Here is a 19814-nt window from a genome sequence, read left to right as displayed (position 1 = left end):
CCGGCAAGCTAAGTGCCGTTTGACACCAGGCAGCCGGGACTCGCGTGACCGCCCAGTAGCTGCAAGATCCCTTCCGCCAAGTTGCCTCCGAAAAGCTAGAGCGGGATTGCGGTCGTCTCCTTGGCGGTTCGAATCACAAACATGGTGTAATACCGCGCCACATTCGTCCGATCTCGGAACAGCCGCTCGCACAAAGTGTCGAACTCGTCCATATCCATCAGACGCAGCATAAGGACAGCGTCGGTCGAGCCGCTCACGCTGTAGGCCTGGATCACCACCGGTTCCATGGCGGCAAGCTCGAGGAAGCGGCGCATGTGCTGCTCGCCGTGGCGCTCCAGCTCGACCGTGACGATAGCCTTCATCCCCCTGCCGGCCTTGGCCGGATCAAGAAGCGCGACAACGCGGTCGATGACACCGACTGACTTGAGCCGCCGTATGCGGCGCAAGCAACTGGAGGGCGAAAGCCCGACCTCCGCCGCCAGGTCGGCATTGGTGCGCGAAGCGTCTTCTTGCAACAGCTTGAGAAGCTTCCTGTCGATCCGGTCCATTGCGGTCCTCCGTCGTCGTCTACCGTCTGCAATTTTATTGCACAAGTCCGCAAATTTTGACCACAAATGCGAACCGTCTCACGGTAGTCATTTGGCGTCAATCACGGAGACATCGCCATGGCAGTGCAGGCCGCCCTCTATCGAAGGACGCTGGAAACGCTTGAAATCTATTGGGAATTGGTTCGCATCATCGTTCCGGTCACGATAGTCACACAGATCCTGCAGGATCTTGGTGTCATCCGGGCGATCTCTCCGTTCTTCGGACCTCTCATGACGCTGGTTGGACTGCCGCCCGAGCTCGCCCTTGCCTGGCTGACAGGATTGCTGGTGGGAATTTGGGGCGCGGTGGTGACCGTGTTCACTCTGGCCCCGGTTTCGACGCTAAGCACTGCCGACATGACCGTTCTTTCAACCCTTTTGCTATTTGCGCATGCCATTCCGATTGAACAACGCATCATTCAGAAGGTTGGGCCAAGCTTCGTGGTCACTGCAGCGCTTCGCATTGGCGGCGGACTGATCCTTGCCGTGCTCCTGCACCAGATATTCGCAGCAACCGGATGGCTATCCGAGCCGCTGAAGCCGGCGTGGATACCAATGAGCAAAGGCGCTGATTGGAGCAGTTTTTTTCCAGGCATGCTCAAAACCGTGGCAACCATGCTCGTCATTCTCCTCGCACTAAGCTGGCTGATCGAGCTACTCAAGATGTCGGGCATCCTGGGTTGGCTGAACAAGGGGTTTGCGCCGCTCTTTCGCCTTGCCGGCATCCAGTCACAAGCGGTGCCGTTCACTGCGGTCGGTCTGCTTCTTGGAATTTCCTATGGCGCGGGACTGCTGATCCGCGAGGCGCGCACGACCAGCGTAGAGCCGCGCCAGATCTTCCTCGCTTGCGTGTTCATGGGCTTTGCCCACAGTCTCATAGAGGACACACTGGTTGTCATCGCTCTGGGTGCAGACTTCACCAGTGTGTTTTTCGTTCGCCTGATCTTTGCCGTGCTCGCAACCGCGTTGATCGCCCGGGCTATCAGTTCGGCTTCCGACGTTCTGTTTTTCAAAGCACTGTTCCGCAAGGAAGAAAGTCGGCTCGCTCAGTCGGAATCCGGTTTTGGCGGCTAACGATGGAGCGTCTTTGGTCCGCTTATGTGGCTGTGCCCGGCACTCGACATCCGACAACGCCCTGGAGGACGAGGTCCCGCACCCGCTTGCGGACCGTCCGCTACCGCGGCTGGTACTAACCTTCGCACAGCTCCAGCACCGTAGTGTCGCCTGCCGCCTTGCCCAGTTCGCGGCAGCCCTGAACCGTGCACAGCGTCCAGCCTTCACCGGTCGCGCCGGAGGCCGCGAGCACAAGGCGCCGCAGCGGCGCCATCTTGGGTTTATAGACCCACCAACCGTCCCGCAGCACCGAGCCTTCCGGCGGTTCCATGCCGGCGCCCGAGCCCTTGATCCGTGCCTCGGCGATCTCCAAGCCGGAAGGCGTCACCTTCCAGTCCTCCTGCCAATGCGTCTTTTCCACCGAATGCGTCCAGGCGAGCGTGAAGGCGGCGACAGTGAGCGTCACCGTCTTGCCGGCTGCGAGGATACAGAGGCTCATGCGGTACCGGTGGCCTGCCGCGCCCGCCAGCAGTGCCAGCCGATCCAGGCGACAGAGAGCGCCCAGCCGGCTTCGTCGGTGACAGGCAGCGCGGCAACCAGCAGCACGCCGGCGGCGAAGGCGACGAGACGTTCCCACCAGGCCATGCGCCGGGCCAGGAACCCGACGGCGGCTGCGCCCCACAGGGCAATGCCCATGCAGGCCTTGGCGACGATATAGGCGACCTCGACGGGATAACCGAACTGGGCGGCGATCGGACCGGGGTCCTGCAGCATCAGCGCCGGGGTATAAACCGCCATGAACGGCACGACGAAGCCGGCGACGGCAAGCTTGGTGGCCTGGATGCCGATCTTGAGGCCGCTTTCCTTGGCCATCGGCGCGGCGGCGAAGGCGGCCAGCGCCACCGGCGGAGTGAGGTCGGCCATAATGCCGAAATAGAAGACGAACATGTGGCTGACCACCAGCGGCACGCCGAGTGACAGCAGTGCCGGCCCGGCCAGCGACGAGGTGATGATGTAGTTGGGGATCGTCGGTATGCCCATGCCGAGCACCAGGCAGGTGAGCATGGTCAGCACCAGCGACAGGAACAGATTGTTCTCGCCGATGGAGATTATCCAGCCGATGAAGGTGGAGGCGATGCCGGTGAGCGTCAAGGCGCCGATGACGACGCCGACGATGGCGCAGGCGATGCCGACCGGCAGCGCGTTCTTTGCTCCCTCGGCTAGCGAATCTATGCATATCTGCAGCGTCTCGCGTCCGCCCCTGAAGGTGACGCAGGCGATGACGAGCCCGGCGATGACAAAACTGAGGATGTTGACGCCGAACCTCATGAAGGAGGCGGCGGCAAGCCCCAGCGCCAGCCAAAAGACGATGCGGAAGGCAAGCGGCCCGATCAAAGCCGCCAGCGGCGTGCCGAGGATGAGCACGATGGTCAGCGCCAGCCCCATGGTGCCGGCGAAGATCGGCGTATAGCCGGCAAACAGCAGATAGATGAGCGCGGCCAGCGGCAGCACCAGCGGCCAATGTCTTCTCACCGCGTGCCACGGATTGGGCAGGTCCGCCTTGGCCATGCCCTGCAGGCCGGCCTTGCCGGCTTCCAGGTACACCTGCCAGAAGCAGGCGCCGAAATAGAGCAGCGCCGGGATGATCGCTGCCTTGACCACCTCGGCATAGGGGATGTTCAGCGTCTCGGCCATGATGAAAGCGACCGCGCCCATCACCGGCGGCATGATCTGGCCGCCCATCGACGAGGTCGCCTCGACCGCACCGGCGAAAGCCGAACGGAAGCCGAAGCGCTTCATCAGCGGAATGGTGAACTGGCCGCTGGCCACCACATTGGCGACGCCGGAGCCGGAAATGGTGCCCATCAGCGCCGACGACAGGACGCAGACCTGGGCCGGTCCGCCGCGCCATGTGCCGACCAGGCCAAGCGCGAAATCGTTGAACAGTGCGATCATGCCGGCGCGTTCGAGAAAGGCGGCGAAGACGACGAAGATGAAGATATACGCGGCCGAGACGTAGACCGGAGTGCCGTATATGCCTTCGGTGCCAAAGGCGAAGGTGTCGATGAGCTGTGCGAAATCATAGCCGCGATGGATGAAGGGCGGCGGCAGGTGATTGCCGAAAAAAGCGTAAGCGAGAAAGATCAAGGCGATCAGGGCAAGCGGCAGCCCCATCAGCCGCCGCGCAGCCTCGAAGACCAGCACGACCAGCACCGTGCCGACGATCAGGTCCGGCGTGGTGAGGAAGCCGGAGCGCCGGATGAGATCGGCATAGAACACCCAATTGTAGAGGCCGGTGGCGAAGCCGAGCACGCCGAGCGTCCAGAACGCTGCTTTCGCCGGTGTGCTTGTGGCGCGCAGGTTGGCGATCAAGCCGAAGCCGAGCAGCAGCAAGAAGCCGACATGCATGGCGCGCACCACCTGGCTCGGCAGGATGCCATAGGCGGCGATGTAGATCTGGAAGACGGAGAAGGCGATGGCGATGAGAAAGGCGGCCTTGCCGGCGATGCCGTCGCCGAAACCCGGCGGCAGCCCTTCGAGCGGGGCTTCGGCGGTGGGGGAGAGAACGGTCGGCGTTTCGGGATGGGCGTTGGTCATTGGCGGGTTCCTGGCGGGGCGCAATCCCTCCCCCTTGAGGGGAGGGTGGACAGCCGCCGAAGGCGGATGGACGGGTGGGGTCGTTGCGGCAGTGCGCGGCCTGAACCGACCCCACCCGCCTCGCTTCGCTCGGCACCCTCCCCTCAAGGGGGAGGGAGCGGCCTTACTTCACCAATCCCTTTTCCTTGTAATACCGCTCGGCACCGGGATGCAGCGGCACCGGCATGCCGTCGAGCGCCTTGGCCATGTCGATCGCCTTGGCGGCGGCGTGGGCAGCAGTGAGCTGGTCGAGATTTTCGAACAGCAGCTTGGTCATTTGATAGCCGGTCTCGTCGGAGACGTCGGCGTGGGTGATGAGGAAATTGCCGACGGCGGCGGTCGCGACGTCCTCAGTCTGGCCTTCATAGGTGCCCTTGGGAATGGTCACCGAAAGATAGGGCGAGCCGATCTTGGCGACGTCCTGCGCCGGTACGGCGACGACGTTGATCGGCACCGACGTGGCGAGATCGCGGATCGAGGCGACGCCGAGTCCGGCCGATTGCAGCGTGGCGTCGAGCTGGCGGTTCTTGATCAGCTCGACCGATTCGGCGAAGGGCAGATACTCGACCCGTCCGAGATCCTCGTATTTCAGCCCGGCGGCGGCGAAGATGGCGCGGGCGTTGAGCTCGGTGCCGGAGGCCGGCGCGCCGACCGACAGGCTCTTGCCCTTGAGGTCGGCAAGCGTCTTGATGCCGGACTCCTTGCTGGCAACGATCTGGATATAGTTGGGATAGATGGCGGCGACGCCGCGCAGCTTGTCGAGCTTGCCCGGGAAGCCGGCTTCGGTGTTGCCCTCGGCGGCCAGTTTGACGGCATCGCCGAGCGCGAAGGCGATCTCGCCCTTGCCCTGCTGCAACAGGTTGAGGTTCTCGACCGATGCCTTCGTCGCCTGCACCTGGGTGCGGGCGCCCTCAATGCCCTTGCCGTAGATTTCCGACAGTGCGACGCCGAGCGGATAATAGACGCCCGAGGTGCCGCCGGTCAGCACGTTGATGAATTCCTGCGCCTTGGCCGGCACCGCGCCAAGGCCCAGCGACAGCGCCAGCGCGCCGGCAGCAATAAATTTCCTCCTGAAATTGTGCATGTGATCTCCTCCCTGAAATATCTGCCACCGCGCGACCCGAGGCGAGTTTAGACAGCGGGCGGGAAATGCCAACCCGCAATAATATCCATTAGACGAACGGCTGGGTGATGCCGCAACGCATGGCCGCTTGCGCGATGTGCGATCGGAGCCGAAAGATTTTCGCAGAGCCTGTCGAAATCGCGCGTGGCCGCGCGACATACGTTCGGCTCGCAACGATGCGGCCTTCGAAAATGGAGAAGACCATGCGATACATGCTTTTGATCTACGTGAACGAAGCCGCGATGGCGGCCGCGCCGACGGAGAAGACCTACGAGATCAGCGCAGCCTATGGCGCCTATACCGAGGCGTTGAAGAAGTCCGGCTCCTGGTTGGCCGGTGACCGGCTGAAGCCGACCCAAGCCGCGACCTCGGTGCGGATGGCCAACGGCAAGACCAATGTGCTCGACGGTCCCTATGCCGATACCAAGGAGCAGCTCGCCGGTTTCTACATGATCGAGGCGGAGGACGCCGACGCGGCTATTGCCTGGGCGGCGCGATGTCCAGCTGCCAGCACCGGCACAGTCGAGGTGCGGCCGATCTGGGAACAAACCATGTAATGACGAACGACCTTGAGGTCGCCCGGGCGGCGGCGGAAGCGGCCGCCCGGCAAAGCTACGGCAAGCTCATCGCCTTCCTCGCCGCCCGCACGCGCGACGTGGCCGGCGCCGAGGACGCGCTGGCCGACGCCTTTGCGGCGGCGCTGGAGCGCTGGCCGCAAACCGGCGTGCCACAGAAGCCGGAAGCCTGGCTGCTGGCGGTGGCGTGCAGACGCCGCGTCGACGCGATCCGGCGGCGGCTGACCAGCGAGGCGAGCCGCGACCATCTCAGGCTGATCGCCGAGGAGATGGAGGCCCGCATGGTCGATGAAGACCTGCCCGATGAGCGGCTGCGGCTGATGTTTGCCTGTGCCCATCCGGCGATCGAGGCTGGCGTGCGCGCGCCGCTGATCCTGCAGGCCACTCTGGGCTTGGACGCAGCGACGATCGCCTCGGCCTTCCTGATGTCGCCGGCAACGATGGGCCAGCGCCTGGTGCGCGCCAAAAGCCGCATCCGCGAGACCGGCATTCCCTTCCGCGTGCCGGAGCGGGCGGAGCTTGGCGAGCGGCTGGATGCGGTGCTGGAAGCGATCTACGCTGGGTTCGCCGAAGGCTGGTCCGACCCGGCCGGCACCGAAACCCGGCGCCGCAATCTCGCGACCGAAGGCATCTGGCTCGGCCGGCTGGTGGCGTCGCTGATGCCGGACGAGCCGGAAGCGCTCGGCCTGCTGGCGCTGATGCTGTTTGCCGAGGCACGCCGTGCGGCGCGGCGCAACGCCGCCGGGGACTATGTGCCACTGGCCGAGCAGGAGCTTGCGTTGTGGGACGGAGCCTTGATCGACGAAGCTGAGACACTACTCAGGCGCGCCGCGACCAAGGGCGTCGTCGGCCGCTACCAGCTTGAGGCGGCCGTGCAATCCGCCCATACGACCAGGCGGCTGACCGGGCGGACCGACTGGGTCGCGATCAGACATCTCTACGACGCGCTGTCGGTGATTGCCGCCTCGCCGGTGGTCTCGATCAACCGCGCGGTGGCCATTGCCGAGGCCGACGGCGCCGCGGCGGGATTGAGTGCACTTGATGAGCTTGGCGGCGACAAACGGCTGCATGATTATCAGCCTTATTGGGCCGCCCGCGCGGGCCTTCTGGCCAGGCTCGGCAAAACTCGGGAGGCTACCGAGGCCTATAACAGGGCGATCGGCCTCGAACGCGACCCGGCCGTGCGCCGGTTCCTGCAGGCACGACGGGCTGGGCTCGCAGCCGAAGAATGAGGCCCGGGAAAGGCCGGGTCAGACATGATCCGATGTTTGGGATCTAAGGCCGAGCGCTGGCGCCGCCCCTCATTGCCCTGGTCGCGGTGTCAGCACTTTTTTCTGCAACGCTGGCGTTTGGCGAACCCGTCAATGAGAGCGCCCCCTCGCCCCGTTTACGGGGAGAGGACGCCGGCAGGCAGGTGAGGGGCGGCGCCGGCTTCGACAATTAGCGGGCGCTACGGAAGCGCAGGAAACCGCAACCGCAGGCCGGCACAAATATGCCCTAAGCCCCCAGCCCTTCGAACAGGATCGTCGACAGATAGCGTTCGGCGAAGGATGGAATAACGACCACCAGGTTCTTGCCCTCGTTCTCCGGCCGCGAGCCGACGACGATCGCCGCCTGCAGGGCAGCGCCCGACGAGATGCCGACCGGCACGCCTTCGAGGCGGGCGACGAGCCGCGCATTGGCGACCGAATCCTCGTTGGAGACCTTGACGATCTCGTCATAGATGGTCGTGTCGAGGATCTTCGGCGCGAAGCCGGCGCCGATGCCCTGGATCTTGTGCGGGCCGGGCTGGCCGCCCGACAGCACCGGCGAGGCTTCCGGCTCGACGGCGACGACATGCACGGAGGGCTTGCGCTGCTTCAGCACCTGGCCGACGCCGGTGATGGTGCCGCCGGTGCCGATGCCGGCGACGAAGATGTCGACTTCGCCTCGAGTGTCGTTCCAGATTTCCTCGGCCGTGGTGCGGCGGTGAATTTCCGGATTGGCGGGATTCTCGAACTGCTGCGGAATGATGGCGTCGGGCAGCGTCGCGGCCAGTTCGTCGGCCTTGGCGATGGCGCCTTTCATGCCTTTCGGCCCTTCGGTCAGCACCAGTTCGGCGCCGAGCAGCGCCAGCATCTTGCGGCGTTCGACCGACATGGTTTCCGGCATGGTCAGGATCAGCTTGTAGCCCTTGGCGGCGGCGGCGAAGGCGAGCGCGATGCCGGTGTTGCCCGAGGTTGGCTCGATCAGCGTGGTCCTGCCGGGCGCAATCCTGCCCGATGCCTCCAGCGCCTCGATCATCGAGACACCGATGCGATCCTTGACCGAGCCGATCGGGTTGAAGAATTCGAGCTTGGCCAGCAGATTGGCGACGACGCCCTTTTCCCCGGCGAACTTGTCGAGCCGCACCAGCGGCGTGTCGCCGATCGTCTCGGTGATCGAATTGTAGATGCGGCCGCGGCCGGGCACAGGCACGGTGGTGGCGGGCTTGTTCATTGGTTTCGCTCCCAAGAGGTCAGATGGGCAAGGGTCAGGCAATCAAGTGAGTCAGGCAACTAAGTCTCGACCAGGCAGGATAAAGCCTTCGGCCGCGCAAGCTAGTCTGCCGTTTGAAAATATCCGACGGGTCGCATGCTGAATACATCCTCGCCCGCAGGTGACGGCCAGATGCAACCGCCGCCGTCCTCCGCGATGGCCAGCGCCGTCCTCCGGGCACCGCAACACTTGCCAGTCGGCCCCAGACCGCGTCGCCGGAGACGACGAAGCCGGTCACGAGATCCTCATGCTCGCCGGTCGGCTAGCCGTCCTTGCACCTTTCGGGCTCAGTTCCCGGCGGCGTAGAAATCGTCGTCGAGGCGCTTTTCCAGCGCGACGAGATCGGCCGGCAGCGGCAGGCCCATGGCGCGCATCTCCCCCAGCTTTTCGCGCAACTGCTCCTGCACTTCATGCTGATCCTCGGGCTGGTTGATCATCTGCTCGAGCAACAGGCTGATCTGAGCCTTGAATGATTCCAGCGCCATTTTTTTCTCCTTGAGGTTCCCTTAAGCGTGTCGCGTTGGAAGGATCCGTGCGACGCGCTTCGGTTTTTTGGGCGACATGCATTATCGCAGCATGCGGGAAATAAGCTGCGCGGTATAGTCGACCATCGGCACGATGCGTGCGTAGTTCAGCCGGGTCGGGCCGATGACGCCGAGCGCGCCGATGACGCGGGCGTCCTTGTCGCGATAGGGCGCCACGACCAGCGACGAGCCCGACAGCGAAAACAGCTTGTTCTCCGAGCCGATGAAGATGCGCACGCCGGAGCCTTCCTCGGCGAGGTCGAGAAGCTGGATCAGCCCGTCCTGCGTCTCCAGATCCTCGAACAAATGCCGCAGCAGCTCGATGTCGGCCTGGGCGGTGACATTTTCCAGCAGATTGGCGCGACCGCGCACGATGAGACGCGCCGGCAAGCCGCTCTCGGCGCCTGCCCAGACAGCAAGGCCCTTCTCGACCAAATCCTGCGACAGCGTGTCGAGGGCGGCCCTGGTTTCTTCCTTGATGCGGGCGATCTCGACCCGCGCCTCGGCCAGCGTGCGACCGCGGATATGGGCGTTGAGGAAATTCGAGGCTTCGTGCAGTTGCGAGACAGTGATGCCGGCGGGCAGGTCGACGACGCGGTTTTCGACGTCGCCGTTCTGCGACACCAGCACGGCCAGCGCCTTGTTCGGCTCGAGCTGGATGAATTCGATATGCTTGAGCGCCACCTCGTTCTTGGCGGCAAGCACGAGGCCGGCGCCGCGCGACATGCCGGACAACATCTGGCTCGCCTCGGTGAGCATGTGCTCCAGCGTCGCACCAGAGCCGGAGGCGCGTACCTGCGCCTCGATGGTGCGGCGCTCCTCGTCGGAGAGATCACCAAGCTCCATGAAGGCATCGACGAAGAAGCGCAGGCCGGCCTGGGTCGGCAATCGGCCGGCTGAGATATGCGGCGCGTAGATCAGGCCGAGATGCTCGAGATCGCTCATCACATTGCGGATGGTGGCCGGCGACAGCGAAGACGGCAGGATACGCGACAGGCTGCGCGAGCCGACCGGCTCGCCGTCCTTCAGATAGGAATCGACAATGCGCCGAAAGATGTCGCGCGAGCGCATGTCGAGCGATTGAAGGGCGGGCGATTGAAGCGCGGGGGATTGGAGCGCTGCCGCCGACTGGGAACCGGGATCGACTGCCTTGGTCATTCGAGCCAAATACCTCCGGCCCAAGGATATAGACATCGGCCGCGCCCGCGCAACTGGTCCATTTTCCTTTGCGCCTCTCGTCGCGTGCGGCTACAAGCCGGCCACGACTCCTAAAACGACAAGAAAGAAGCCTGAATGCGCCCTTCCAAACGCCAGTTCGACGAAATGCGCGCCATCTCCTTTGAGCGCGGCGTCTCCAAGCACGCGGAAGGCTCGTGCCTGGTGAAGTTCGGCGACACCCACGTGCTTTGCACCGCCAGCCTCGAAGAAAAGGTGCCGGGCTGGATGCGCAATTCCGGCAAGGGCTGGGTGACGGCGGAATACGGCATGCTGCCGCGCTCGACCGGCGAGCGCATGCGCCGCGAGGCTTCGGCTGGCAAGCAAGGCGGCCGCACGCTGGAAATCCAGAGGCTGATCGGCCGTTCGCTGCGCGCAGTGGTCGATCTGCAGGCGCTGGGTGAGCAGCAGATCACCGTCGACTGCGACGTGATCCAGGCCGATGGCGGCACGCGCACCGCCTCGATCACCGGCGGCTGGGTGGCGCTTTACGACTGCCTGCGCTGGATGGAAGCCCGGCAGATGGCCAGCGTCGCCAAGGTGCTGAAGGACCATGTCGCGGCTATCTCCTGCGGCATCCACGACGGCCAGCCGGTCATCGACCTCGACTATCTCGAGGATTCATCGGCCGGCACCGACGCCAATTTCGTCATGACCGGCAAAGGCGGCATTGTCGAGATACAAGGCACGGCCGAGGGCGAGCCTTTCTCGGAAGAGCAATTTGCGGCGCTGATGGAATTGGCCAAGAAAGGTATTGCGCGACTGGTCAGCCTGCAGCAGATGGCTGTAGCTTAACCCTGTCATGACTCCTTCCGCCATCCTCGAATCAGCGCTGTACGTCACCGACCTCGATGCTGCGGAAAAATTCTACACCGATGTGCTCGGGCTCGATCTGCTGGGCAAGGTCGAAGGCAGGCACCTGTTCTTCCGTTGCGGCGACGGCGTGCTGCTCATCTTCAACGCCGAGGCGACCAAGGTCCCGCCGGCGCCCGATGCCAAGCTGAAAGTGCCGCCGCACGGCACGGTCGGCGACGGCCATCTCTGCTTTGCGGCGAGCGCGGACGAGATCGTGCGCTGGAGAGCGCATCTTGAGCGCAAGAAAATCGCCATCGAGAGCGAGTTCGAATGGCCGCAGGGTGGCCGCTCGATCTATATTCGCGACCCCTCCGGCAATTCGATCGAATTCGCCGAACCAAGAATCTGGGGCATCTGATGCATTCGCTTGATGGACATGAGATCGTTGTCGCCAGCCACAATGCCGGCAAATTGCGCGAATTCGCCGATCTGATGGCGCCGTTCGGCATAGAAGCGAAGTCGGCCAAGGAATATGGCCTGCCGGAGCCGGACGAGACCGGCACCACCTTCGAGGAGAACGCCTATATCAAGGCCTTTGCCGCCGCCAAGGCGACAGGCCTGCCGGCATTGTCGGACGATTCCGGCCTGTGTGTCGATGCGCTGGGCGGAGCGCCCGGCGTCTACACCGCCAACTGGGCCGAGGCGCCCGACGGGAGCCGCGACTTCGGCATGGCGATGCAGCGAGCCGAAGTGGCGTTGCAGGAAATCGGCGCGGTTGCGCCTGCGCAGCGCAAGGGCCGTTTCGTCGCCGTCATCTGCCTGGCCTTTCCCGACGGCGCGGCCGAATATTTCCGTGGCGAAGTCGAGGGCACGCTGGTATGGCCGCCGCGCGGCGAACTCGGCTTCGGCTACGACCCGGTGTTCGTGCCGGACGGTTTCGAAAAGACCTTTGGCGAGATGACCGCAGAGGAGAAACATGGCTGGAAGCCCGGCCAGCCGACGGCATTGTCGCATCGGGCTCGCGCCTTCCAGAAATTCGCGCAGGCCAGACTGGATTTGGCGCGATCGGCGGTGAAATGACCATGCTGCTCGACCGCAGCCCCGGTTTCGGCGTCTACGTGCACTGGCCGTTCTGCGCGGCCAAGTGCCCCTATTGCGACTTCAACAGCCATGTCCGCCACCAGCCGGTCGACCAGGAGCGTTTCGCGCGCGCCTTCGAGACCGAGCTTGCGACGATGCGCAACCGCACCGGACCGCGCGAGGTGACCAGCATTTTTCTCGGCGGCGGCACGCCATCACTGATGAAGCCGCAAACCGTCGCGACGGTGCTGGACGCGGTGGCGAAGAACTGGACGGTGCCTGCCGGCATCGAGGTGACGCTGGAAGCCAACCCGTCTTCGGTCGAGGCCGAGCGCTTTCGCGGCTATCGGGAGGCAGGCGTCAACCGGGTGTCGCTCGGCGTGCAGGCGCTGAACGACAAGGATCTGCGCTTTCTCGGCCGGCTGCACAATGTCGATGAAGCGCTGCATGCGATTGGCCTGGCGCGTGAGATTTTCCCGCGGCTGTCGTTCGATCTGATCTACGCACGGCCCGGCCAGACACCGGAAGCGTGGCAGGCGGAGCTCGAGCAGGCGATCGGCCATGCCGCCGACCATTTGTCGCTCTACCAGTTGACCATCGAGGAAGGCACGCCGTTCCACGCGCTGCATGCGGCCAGGAAATTCGCTATTCCCGACAATGACCATGCCGCCGATCTCTATGCGCTGACGCAGGAGATCACCGCCGCGCATGGGCTGCCGGCCTATGAGATTTCGAACCACGCCAGACCAGGCGCCGAAAGCCGGCACAATCTCACCTATTGGCGCTATGGCGAATATGTCGGCGTCGGTCCCGGCGCGCATGGCCGCTTCGTCGAGAACGGCCGCCGCGTGGTGACGATCGCGGAACGAATGCCGGAAACCTGGGCCAATCTGGTCGAGGCCAAGGGCCATGGCGTCACCGGCGGCGAGATCCTGACGCGCTCGGAAGAGGCCGACGAGTTCCTGTTGATGGGGCTGAGGCTGGCCGAGGGAATCGACCTCTCGCGCTACGAAGCGTATTCCGGCCGTGGCCTGTCGACGGCGCGGCTGTCGATGCTGCAGGGCGAGGGGCTGGTGGCGCCGATCGGCAATGCCCGCCTGCGCGCCACGCCGGCCGGCATGATCGTGCTGGACGCCGTAGTGGCCGATCTGGCGCGGTAATATGTCCACGAAGGAATATCTCAGCGCCGGGCCAGCCTGCAATCCGCGACCGATATTTACTTGCAAGCGTGGGCCTGACTGGTCAAGCTTCTGTCGGGTGCCGCTAATATGCGGTTGAAGCAGAGCACGGGGCTAAAATGCGCCTCTTCAACATCGCGCTTGCTGTCATTGCCCTGATCGGCGGGCTGGAGGTGGCGTGGGCTGAAAAAACGCGTTGCGCTGGTGATCGGCAATTCGAACTATCAGCGGGTGGCTAGACTTCCCAATCCGAACAATGACGCTGCTGACATGGCGACCTTGCTCTCAATGGTAGGGTTCAAAGTATCTCGCAAGATGGACTTGGACCATACCGCGTTCAGGAAAGCTCTGCAGGAGTTCGGTCGCGAGGCGGAAGGTGCTGATTTCGCAATAATCTTCTTCGCCGGACACGGGGTTGAGGTTGAGAATAGAAATTTTCTGGTTCCTACAGATGTCAGCCTGAGCGCTGATTCCGACGTGGAGTTTGAGGCAATCCCGCTCGATTTGGTGATGAACGCGTTGTCCCGTGTCTCCGGCGTGCGAGTGATTCTACTTGATGCTTGCCGGGACAACCCCTTTATCGCGGCCATGCGAAGATCAAATGCAACGCGTTCCATTGGCAGAGGCCTGGCTGCGATTGAGCCGGCAGCCGGAACCTTGGTCGGGTACGCTGCGAAGGAAGGTACAACTGCATTCGATGGAGCGGGACGGAACAGTCCCTACACTGCAGGGCTGTTGGCGCATCTGGGTGAACCCGGGGTACACATCCAATTCGTGTTCCGCAAGGTTCGCGACACTGTTCTGGCCGCGACAGGCGGCAAGCAGGAACCATTCACGTATGGATCGCTGCCTGGCAGGGAAATTTTCATTGCCCCTCCTCGTGGCGCAACGACAGTCTCGCCAGCGGACAGCAGCCGAGATGCGAGCCTGACGGAAATCGAGTTGTGGACCTCAATCCGCGGCTCCAAAAGCAGCGGAGCGTTAAAGGATTATCTTCGACTGTACCCGGACGGCCTGTTTGTGCCTCTCGCCAGACTCCAGATTCAACAGTTGGAGAATGCAGATCATCAATCGGACGCCAACCAGGAAGATGCCCCGAACGAACTGGCGAAGCGGATACAGCGCGAGCTTGGCCGCGTTGGGTGTAATCCGGGAAACCCAGACGGCATCTGGGGTGGAAGAACCCAGGAGGCGTTGCGCCGTTTCGGTCGCTACTCCGGCGCTGAGATCGACATGGCGAAACCGACAGAAATTGCTTTGAGGAAACTGGAAGGGAGCACAGCTCGCGTGTGTCCGGTCGTTGCCCGGCCGAATTCGATAGAAAAACCCCCCCATGCGAATAACCCGAACACCCGGCCACGATCGCCAACGGAACAGAAGCGTGCCGCCGCTGCTCCGAGCGCGAGCTGGCCTGCTCGCGTTTGCAGGGCAGAAACCCACGATGAATGCAGGGGCAGAGCGCGGGCCGCCGGGGCTCGCCGGGGCAGCGGCTTCTGCCGCGATCGACTTACAATCTGCGAGTGACGTGCCTCGGCAGAGGCTGCCGATCGATCACGGCCACGGGGCGTGTGTTGAAGCCGGCGAGAACCGGTAAGCGGCAGCCGAGAGGCATGCTGGCGATCCCATCTTCCACCTCGTCCTATTGAAACTCGATAATGTAGCCGTGCGAGCTGTTTTGCGGACCCATGTCGTCCCACGTGCTCGCCTTGAGATCGGCCGTGTCGCGGTTGCCGTCCAAATGAGCATAAAACATCGCAAAATCATCACCCTGCTTGTGCTCGTTGGGGTGGTTGCGAAGCCAATTGTTGTAAGTCATTGCCTCGCCGGTCAGCCATCGCCAGCCGCCACGAGGCTCGCGCCCCCCCGGATCCTGCTCAAGGCCGATCCACGGACCCATCTTGTAGGACACTCTTCCGTCGAAGCCAGTTTCGAACATCCGTTCATCAGTCTCGAACAGCCCGTAAATAAAGTCGTTCTCCGCCTTTGACGAGATCGCCGCCAGATGCGCTTCACACCGCTGGGCAGCAGATTTGGCGGTCTGCCAAGACGAGTGGCGATCGTAAACCGCCACATAGAGGCGGCTCCCAAACTCGCCGTAGATGATTTCTTTGCCCCTGAGGCACTGCGCGGCGCGAATAGTGCGCTCATCGGTTTCGAGCCCTTTCAAATCCTCGGGGTCGAAGAGCCGCGCCTCGTCGGCAGATACGACGGAATCCGTGCTCGTGACGCCAACCAGCTCCAGCCCGTTGGCGACGACGCTATTGATGTATCCAGTCTCGGTGAGCCCCAGCGCCTTCTGGTATCGAGAGATCGCCCTGCGAGTCTTTTGACCGAGATTGCCGTCCGCCGCACCTATGTCATATCCGAGGTCGGAAAGCGTCAGCTGGATTTCCTTGCGTTGAGACTGCGTCAGCTTCATACGGCGTTCAGCTTCCTGCGGCGACACGAGGCCATCGCCGCCACCTTCGAGCAGACGCAGCGCAGCGCGAGCGCTGTCGGAGAAAGAGCCGGATTGGTGCTTGGCCAAGTAAAGCTGCCAGCCGCGTGCAGTGGCAATGCGCTCGGCCTTTTCGAAATCTATCTGGGCGAGAAAATCGGATGCGGCGACAGCGGTCGCCGGCGCGCTGGCGTTGAAGTAAAATTCAGCGGCAATGTTCGAGACAATCTGCGGCGATTGGAGGTTGTTCGTCTTTATGCGGACATCGCGGATCACACGCTTGAAAGCCGTACCTACCTCTAGCGAAGGGCTGGACAGATGTTCAACTAAGGCCGTCGTGAAAGGCGAGTTCTCACCGACTCCATCGTAGGCGACCTGGCCAGGCGAAGCGGAGAAGGCGATCATCGTTCCCGAGCCGGTGGAACCCACAGGCGCCAGCCCCTTCAACGCAGCGCCGCGGGTGACGCCTTCGACGCTTGCATTCAGCCGGTCGGCGATCGGATTATTGCGACAGGCATCGACGAAAAGAAGCGACAGCGAGGCTTTCCGCTCCATAGTGCCTATAATGGAATTCAGCGCGATGGCTTCGGCGTCGACATCAAACTCCGACAGCAGCTCGGCATCGAGCCCGAGCAGAAAATTTTCGCCTTTCAGCTGCATCCCGTGGCCAGCGAAGTAGAACAAGGCGGTGTCGGCTGGCCCGATCTTCTTTGAAAAAGTAGAGAGTCCTCTCGCGAAACCGGCCCGGTCGACATTGATCAGACTGTCTACCTCGAAGCCGTTTTCCTTCAGGAACGCTGTAAAGGCACGGGCGTCGGCGGCGGCGTTCGCCAACGGCGTTGTCGCCGTGTAGGCAGAATTCCCGACTACCAACGCAAGGCGCTTACCTTCCGCAGCGCGTAGCGGCGCTGAAAAGCCCAGCACGATCAGAAGCAAAAAGAATAGAAATGCCTGAAGATTTCTGAGCCCCATGGCTGCCTCTCCTATGCTGGCGCGACTATTCTAGGCTGAATACCTCGATCATCTCGGCGCGCCCTTTGACCTCGTGATGGCCGCAGGACTTGAAATATTGTCTGCCTTCAGGCCAGTGCTCGACGAATTGGGCGCTGACCAACAGTGGCTTGTCCAGTTTTCGCGTCAATCCCTCAATACGAAAGGCCAAATTCACGGCATCGCCCAGCGCGGTGTTGATGCCTTTGCCCATAGCGCCGATAGCAACTTCACCCACATGAAGGCCAATGCGGCAGTCGAGTACGATGTCTTGTTGTTCCCGGACCAGTACTCGGGTTGGCGACGTAGCCGCGTCTTCCGCAGCGCGGAGCGCCTGGGCAGCCTGAACCGCAGAGACACAGGCATCCGCTGCGGTCCCGTGCCAATAAGCGAATACACAATCACCGATGAATTTGTCGATCGAGGCGCCGTAGTGCTTCAAGATCATATTGCAGTCCAAGTACCACTCGGCCAGGAGGGCCGCCACCTGTTCCGGGGACAGCCTTGCGCTAATTGCGGTAAACTCCTTCAAATCAGCAACGAACAGGGTGGCCGGCCGGCTCTTGGGGGCTGCCGGGTTGCCCCATTGCGTTTTTGTGTTCGCCACTTGCGAGTCTGGATCGGGGGCAGTCGTGCCCTGGTCGAAAAGAAAAATCGATCTGCCGAACTGGACGCGATCGCCGGTGTGCAGCACACGCGCGGTTGTGAGCGCCACGTCATTCACATAACTGCCATTGGCGCTACCGACATCAACAACCCAGTAGTTCGCGCCGTCGCGCCGGATCGTTGCATGCTGGCGCGAAACTTCCCCGTCCTCCAGGCGTATGGTGGCATGTTCGCCACGGCCAATCAGGTTGAAATCTCCCAGCCTATAGGCCTCACTGCTGCTCAGTGCGGTTAAAGTTGCCGACATGATCCTCTCCCGTACGCTCAAGTGCGCACGCAGGTTCAATATTAGCACGTTATGAACAGAGGCTGGCGACATTCCAGACGACGAGTCATGAACCCAGTCTGGAAGCGTTTGCTGGAAGCGCGGGTCTCGAACTATCCGGGTTGAATGATGTGGCCGAGCGTTTCCCCCGCGCTTTAGAGGGAAGTGTCTCGGCCAATCGCGAAGATCGCGGTAGTCAGGCGTCGTGCTTGGGGCGGCGCCTGGCGTGGCCTTTCTCGGCGTCCGCCTCACCGTCGCGAGCCGGCTTGGCCTCACCCTTGTCGCGGCGGGCGCGGTATCGATCGCTTGTCGGATGTGGGGGCGCTCCATTGCGGGAGCTTTTGGTTTCAAGGCGGGTGATGAAAATGTCGAAGCGATTGGGCATCGTCTGGTCAGTGCTCCATCGTGCTGCCGGTGCCGGTCAAGGGCTCGATCTCGAGCTTGGTTGCCTTTGACGGACGACGCTTTCGCGGCTTTTTAGCCAGGCCAGCGCCAGCTTTGGCAGGCTGGCCCTTGTCCTTTCGCACGGCAAAGCGCTTACGGCCTGCATAGTAGGGTTCGAAAACGTCCTGTATCTTGAGGCTGTCCATCCTGCTCCTCCCGAGATCAGGCATAAATCCGCCGGGCACGGTTTCGTTCCGCAGTGTGGCATAGCCATGACAGCCGCGTCACTTCGGCATGGGTTTTGCAAGCCGGCGTGAGCCGTGCCAAACAGGGGCGAGTGCATTCAAGGTCAGAGCCTGACGGGGGACACCGGTGACCGGCGAGTCGGCAAAACGCAGCTACGTGATCGGCCAGACCGAGATATCGGCCCGGCCGCTCGAGCCGGCGCTCTACCTGGTGGCGACGCCGATCGGCAATCTCGGCGACATCACATTACGCGCGCTTGAAACGCTCGCCGCCGCCGACATCGTCGCCTGCGAGGACACGCGTGTCAGTCGCGTGCTGCTCGACCGCTACGGCATCCGCCGCCGCACCACTGCGTATCACGAGCACAATGCCGGCGAGGCCGGCCCGAAACTGATCGCAGCCCTGCTGGCCGGGCAGAGCGTGGCGCTGATCTCGGACGCCGGCACGCCGCTGATCTCCGATCCGGGTTACCGACTGGTCGGCGAAGCGCTCGACCAGGGCATTCGCGTCGTGCCGATCCCCGGACCGTCGGCGCCGCTCGCGGCGCTGACGGCCTCCGGACTGCCCTCCGACGCCTTCCTGTTCGCCGGCTTCCTGCCGGTGAAGACCGGCCAACGGCTGACCCGGCTGGAAGCGCTTAAAACCGTGCCGGCGACGCTGATCTTCTTCGAATCGCCGCGCCGGCTGGCCGAGACGCTCGGTGCCATGGGCGAGGCGCTGGGCGGCGCCCGCAAGGCCGCGATCGGCCGCGAGCTGACCAAGACCTTCGAGGAGATACGGACCGGCACTTTGCAGTCGCTCGCCGATCATTACGCGGCGGCCGACACGCCGAAGGGCGAGATCGTCATCTGCGTCGGCCCGTCGGACGCAACGGCCGACGAGCCGGCGGACATCGACCGGCTTCTGCTTTCGCTTGCCGCCGAGATGCCGGCCTCCAAGGCGGCGGCGGAAGCCGCCAAGATGACCGGCGGCCAGAAGCAGGCGCTTTACCGGCGGCTGCTCGAACTCAAGGACACCGGCAAAGACGGCGACACCGGGAAAGACAGCGATGGCTGAACGCCCGGTCGCCAGCCGCCAGCGCGCCTATCGGCGCGGCCACCGCAGCGAGTGGCTGGCTGCGGCGGCGTTGATGGTGAAGGGCTATCGGATCCTGGCCCGCCGCCACCGCACGCGGTTCGGCGAGATCGACCTGATCGCGCGGCGCGGCAACCTGGTGCTGATCGTCGAGGTGAAGGCTCGCCGCACACTGGTGGAAGCGATGGAAGCTGTTCGCTGCGAATCGGAGCGCCGCATCGAAAGCGCCGCCGATCTCTGGCTGTCGCGCCAGTCCGACTATGGCAGATTGTCGGTGCGCTTCGACATGGTCGCGGTGCTGCCGTGGCGCTGGCCGGTGCATGTCAAGAATGTTTTTTACGGGCGGAGCTAGGCTCTGGAAGTCACCGGTGGGATCCGGATCGCAGCGCACTGACCATTCCACGTAGAACGCTCCATCGCGGCATAATCCAAGTCGATGCGCCAGCCGGCTCGGTCGTGAATTTCCGG

20 protein-coding genes are annotated in these 19814 nt (G+C 63.3%); 10 read left to right on the top strand and 10 right to left on the bottom strand.

Features of this window, described 5'->3' with window-relative positions; genetic code table 11:
• Nucleotides 1-95: 95 nt before the first annotated feature.
• On the bottom strand, nucleotides 96-548 hold the full coding sequence (locus AC0L2B_RS28910) for an Lrp/AsnC family transcriptional regulator (RefSeq protein WP_128169302.1): 453 nt from the start codon (nucleotides 546-548) through the stop codon (nucleotides 96-98).
• Nucleotides 549-665: 117 nt separating this feature from the next.
• Here AC0L2B_RS28910 and AC0L2B_RS28905 point away from each other — a divergent pair, with 117 nt between their 5' ends.
• Nucleotides 666-1661, top strand: coding sequence for a nucleoside recognition domain-containing protein (locus AC0L2B_RS28905; RefSeq protein ID WP_473747790.1), 996 nt, complete (start codon nucleotides 666-668; stop codon nucleotides 1659-1661).
• A 115-nt stretch (nucleotides 1662-1776) separates the two neighbouring features.
• Here AC0L2B_RS28905 and AC0L2B_RS28900 read toward each other — a convergent pair whose 3' ends face one another.
• The 3 genes from AC0L2B_RS28900 to AC0L2B_RS28890 all read right to left on the bottom strand — a co-directional run bounded on the left by AC0L2B_RS28900 (nucleotide 1777) and on the right by AC0L2B_RS28890 (nucleotide 5361).
• Complete coding sequence (locus AC0L2B_RS28900; protein ID WP_473747789.1) at nucleotides 1777-2139, bottom strand: DUF1850 domain-containing protein; 363 nt, start codon at nucleotides 2137-2139, stop codon at nucleotides 1777-1779.
• Nucleotides 2136-4238 (bottom strand): TRAP transporter permease, encoded by a 2103-nt coding sequence (locus AC0L2B_RS28895; protein WP_473747788.1) that lies wholly within the window; start codon nucleotides 4236-4238, stop codon nucleotides 2136-2138. The genes AC0L2B_RS28900 and AC0L2B_RS28895 overlap by 4 nt, the downstream gene beginning before the upstream one ends.
• Before the next feature lie 163 nt (nucleotides 4239-4401).
• A complete protein-coding gene (locus AC0L2B_RS28890; RefSeq protein ID WP_473747787.1) occupies nucleotides 4402-5361 on the bottom strand; it encodes a TAXI family TRAP transporter solute-binding subunit in 960 nt (319 codons plus the stop codon).
• 242 nt (nucleotides 5362-5603) lie between these two features.
• On the opposite strand from AC0L2B_RS28890, the gene AC0L2B_RS28885 reads away from it, so the two are divergent.
• Complete coding sequence (locus AC0L2B_RS28885; protein ID WP_027155901.1) at nucleotides 5604-5957, top strand: YciI family protein; 354 nt, start codon at nucleotides 5604-5606, stop codon at nucleotides 5955-5957.
• Nucleotides 5957-7207 carry an RNA polymerase sigma factor gene (locus AC0L2B_RS28880; protein ID WP_473747786.1) on the top strand — a complete coding sequence of 417 codons (1251 nt, stop codon included), beginning with the start codon at nucleotides 5957-5959 and terminating at the stop codon, nucleotides 7205-7207. The genes AC0L2B_RS28885 and AC0L2B_RS28880 overlap by 1 nt, the downstream gene beginning before the upstream one ends.
• A gap of 265 nt (nucleotides 7208-7472) precedes the next feature.
• On the opposite strand, the gene cysK is transcribed toward AC0L2B_RS28880, so the two are convergent.
• From cysK to hrcA, 3 genes are all read right to left on the bottom strand, one after another.
• Entirely contained in the window at nucleotides 7473-8453 is a 981-nt protein-coding gene (cysK, locus tag AC0L2B_RS28875) for a cysteine synthase A (RefSeq protein ID WP_091591986.1), read from the bottom strand.
• 326 nt (nucleotides 8454-8779) lie between these two features.
• Nucleotides 8780-8977, bottom strand: a complete 198-nt coding sequence (locus AC0L2B_RS28870; protein WP_023803672.1) for a hypothetical protein — start codon at nucleotides 8975-8977, stop codon at nucleotides 8780-8782.
• Between the two features lie 81 nt (nucleotides 8978-9058).
• The gene (gene hrcA / locus AC0L2B_RS28865) at nucleotides 9059-10174 is read right to left on the bottom strand and encodes a heat-inducible transcriptional repressor HrcA (protein ID WP_027155899.1); all 1116 of its coding nucleotides are present in this window, start codon (nucleotides 10172-10174) and stop codon (nucleotides 9059-9061) included.
• Nucleotides 10175-10309: 135 nt separating this feature from the next.
• Between hrcA and rph the strand changes: the two genes are divergently transcribed.
• The 5 genes from rph to AC0L2B_RS28840 all read left to right on the top strand — a co-directional run bounded on the left by rph (nucleotide 10310) and on the right by AC0L2B_RS28840 (nucleotide 14808).
• Nucleotides 10310-11026, top strand: coding sequence for a ribonuclease PH (rph, locus tag AC0L2B_RS28860; RefSeq protein ID WP_023803674.1), 717 nt, complete (start codon nucleotides 10310-10312; stop codon nucleotides 11024-11026).
• 7 nt (nucleotides 11027-11033) lie between these two features.
• Nucleotides 11034-11444 (top strand): VOC family protein, encoded by a 411-nt coding sequence (locus tag AC0L2B_RS28855; RefSeq protein ID WP_236393132.1) that lies wholly within the window; start codon nucleotides 11034-11036, stop codon nucleotides 11442-11444.
• Nucleotides 11444-12106 carry an RdgB/HAM1 family non-canonical purine NTP pyrophosphatase gene (gene rdgB, locus AC0L2B_RS28850; RefSeq protein ID WP_473747785.1) on the top strand — a complete coding sequence of 221 codons (663 nt, stop codon included), beginning with the start codon at nucleotides 11444-11446 and terminating at the stop codon, nucleotides 12104-12106. Before AC0L2B_RS28855 ends, rdgB begins: the two co-directional genes overlap by 1 nt.
• Nucleotides 12103-13266 (top strand): radical SAM family heme chaperone HemW, encoded by a 1164-nt coding sequence (hemW, locus tag AC0L2B_RS28845; protein WP_473511679.1) that lies wholly within the window; start codon nucleotides 12103-12105, stop codon nucleotides 13264-13266. The genes rdgB and hemW overlap by 4 nt, the downstream gene beginning before the upstream one ends.
• A 201-nt stretch (nucleotides 13267-13467) precedes the next feature.
• Nucleotides 13468-14808 carry a caspase family protein gene (locus AC0L2B_RS28840; RefSeq protein WP_473748254.1) on the top strand — a complete coding sequence of 447 codons (1341 nt, stop codon included), beginning with the start codon at nucleotides 13468-13470 and terminating at the stop codon, nucleotides 14806-14808.
• A gap of 115 nt (nucleotides 14809-14923) precedes the next feature.
• On the opposite strand, the gene AC0L2B_RS28835 is transcribed toward AC0L2B_RS28840, so the two are convergent.
• From AC0L2B_RS28835 to AC0L2B_RS28825, 3 genes are all read right to left on the bottom strand, one after another.
• Nucleotides 14924-16693, bottom strand: coding sequence for a caspase family protein (locus tag AC0L2B_RS28835; RefSeq protein WP_473747784.1), 1770 nt, complete (start codon nucleotides 16691-16693; stop codon nucleotides 14924-14926).
• 25 nt (nucleotides 16694-16718) lie between these two features.
• Nucleotides 16719-17624: an FHA domain-containing protein gene (locus tag AC0L2B_RS28830; protein WP_473747783.1), complete on the bottom strand. Its 906-nt coding sequence runs from the start codon at nucleotides 17622-17624 to the stop codon at nucleotides 16719-16721.
• A 410-nt stretch (nucleotides 17625-18034) separates the two neighbouring features.
• Complete coding sequence (locus AC0L2B_RS28825; RefSeq protein ID WP_473747782.1) at nucleotides 18035-18232, bottom strand: hypothetical protein; 198 nt, start codon at nucleotides 18230-18232, stop codon at nucleotides 18035-18037.
• Between the two features lie 166 nt (nucleotides 18233-18398).
• Between AC0L2B_RS28825 and rsmI the strand changes: the two genes are divergently transcribed.
• Nucleotides 18399-19328 carry a 16S rRNA (cytidine(1402)-2'-O)-methyltransferase gene (gene rsmI / locus AC0L2B_RS28820; RefSeq protein WP_473747781.1) on the top strand — a complete coding sequence of 310 codons (930 nt, stop codon included), beginning with the start codon at nucleotides 18399-18401 and terminating at the stop codon, nucleotides 19326-19328.
• Nucleotides 19321-19698, top strand: a complete 378-nt coding sequence (locus tag AC0L2B_RS28815; RefSeq protein WP_473747780.1) for a YraN family protein — start codon at nucleotides 19321-19323, stop codon at nucleotides 19696-19698. Before rsmI ends, AC0L2B_RS28815 begins: the two co-directional genes overlap by 8 nt.
• The last annotated feature ends 116 nt before the right edge of the window (nucleotides 19699-19814 follow it).

Source organism: Mesorhizobium sp. WSM4815, from assembly GCF_055811575.1.
Note: the sequence above shows the minus strand (reverse complement) of the source record. Positions and strands in the feature narration are given on the sequence as shown.

Excerpts from the sequence above, each read along its gene's own strand:
- AC0L2B_RS28825 (WP_473747782.1), bottom strand. The coding sequence starts at position 18,232 with ATGGACAGCCTCAAGATACAGGACGTTTTCGAACCCTACTATGCAGGC.
- cysK (WP_091591986.1), bottom strand. The coding sequence starts at position 8,453 with ATGAACAAGCCCGCCACCACCGTGCCTGTGCCCGGCCGCGGCCGCATC.
- AC0L2B_RS28835 (WP_473747784.1), bottom strand. The coding sequence starts at position 16,693 with ATGGGGCTCAGAAATCTTCAGGCATTTCTATTCTTTTTGCTTCTGATC.
- rph (WP_023803674.1), top strand. The coding sequence starts at position 10,310 with ATGCGCCCTTCCAAACGCCAGTTCGACGAAATGCGCGCCATCTCCTTT.
- AC0L2B_RS28905 (WP_473747790.1), top strand. The coding sequence starts at position 666 with ATGGCAGTGCAGGCCGCCCTCTATCGAAGGACGCTGGAAACGCTTGAA.
- AC0L2B_RS28855 (WP_236393132.1), top strand. The coding sequence starts at position 11,034 with ATGACTCCTTCCGCCATCCTCGAATCAGCGCTGTACGTCACCGACCTC.
- hemW (WP_473511679.1), top strand. The coding sequence starts at position 12,103 with ATGACCATGCTGCTCGACCGCAGCCCCGGTTTCGGCGTCTACGTGCAC.
- AC0L2B_RS28880 (WP_473747786.1), top strand. The coding sequence starts at position 5,957 with ATGACGAACGACCTTGAGGTCGCCCGGGCGGCGGCGGAAGCGGCCGCC.
- AC0L2B_RS28870 (WP_023803672.1), bottom strand. The coding sequence starts at position 8,977 with ATGGCGCTGGAATCATTCAAGGCTCAGATCAGCCTGTTGCTCGAGCAG.
- AC0L2B_RS28900 (WP_473747789.1), bottom strand. The coding sequence starts at position 2,139 with ATGAGCCTCTGTATCCTCGCAGCCGGCAAGACGGTGACGCTCACTGTC.
- AC0L2B_RS28895 (WP_473747788.1), bottom strand. The coding sequence starts at position 4,238 with ATGACCAACGCCCATCCCGAAACGCCGACCGTTCTCTCCCCCACCGCC.
- AC0L2B_RS28885 (WP_027155901.1), top strand. The coding sequence starts at position 5,604 with ATGCGATACATGCTTTTGATCTACGTGAACGAAGCCGCGATGGCGGCC.
- AC0L2B_RS28830 (WP_473747783.1), bottom strand. The coding sequence starts at position 17,624 with ATGTCGGCAACTTTAACCGCACTGAGCAGCAGTGAGGCCTATAGGCTG.
- AC0L2B_RS28815 (WP_473747780.1), top strand. The coding sequence starts at position 19,321 with ATGGCTGAACGCCCGGTCGCCAGCCGCCAGCGCGCCTATCGGCGCGGC.
- hrcA (WP_027155899.1), bottom strand. The coding sequence starts at position 10,174 with ATGACCAAGGCAGTCGATCCCGGTTCCCAGTCGGCGGCAGCGCTCCAA.
- AC0L2B_RS28890 (WP_473747787.1), bottom strand. The coding sequence starts at position 5,361 with ATGCACAATTTCAGGAGGAAATTTATTGCTGCCGGCGCGCTGGCGCTG.
- AC0L2B_RS28910 (WP_128169302.1), bottom strand. The coding sequence starts at position 548 with ATGGACCGGATCGACAGGAAGCTTCTCAAGCTGTTGCAAGAAGACGCT.
- rdgB (WP_473747785.1), top strand. The coding sequence starts at position 11,444 with ATGCATTCGCTTGATGGACATGAGATCGTTGTCGCCAGCCACAATGCC.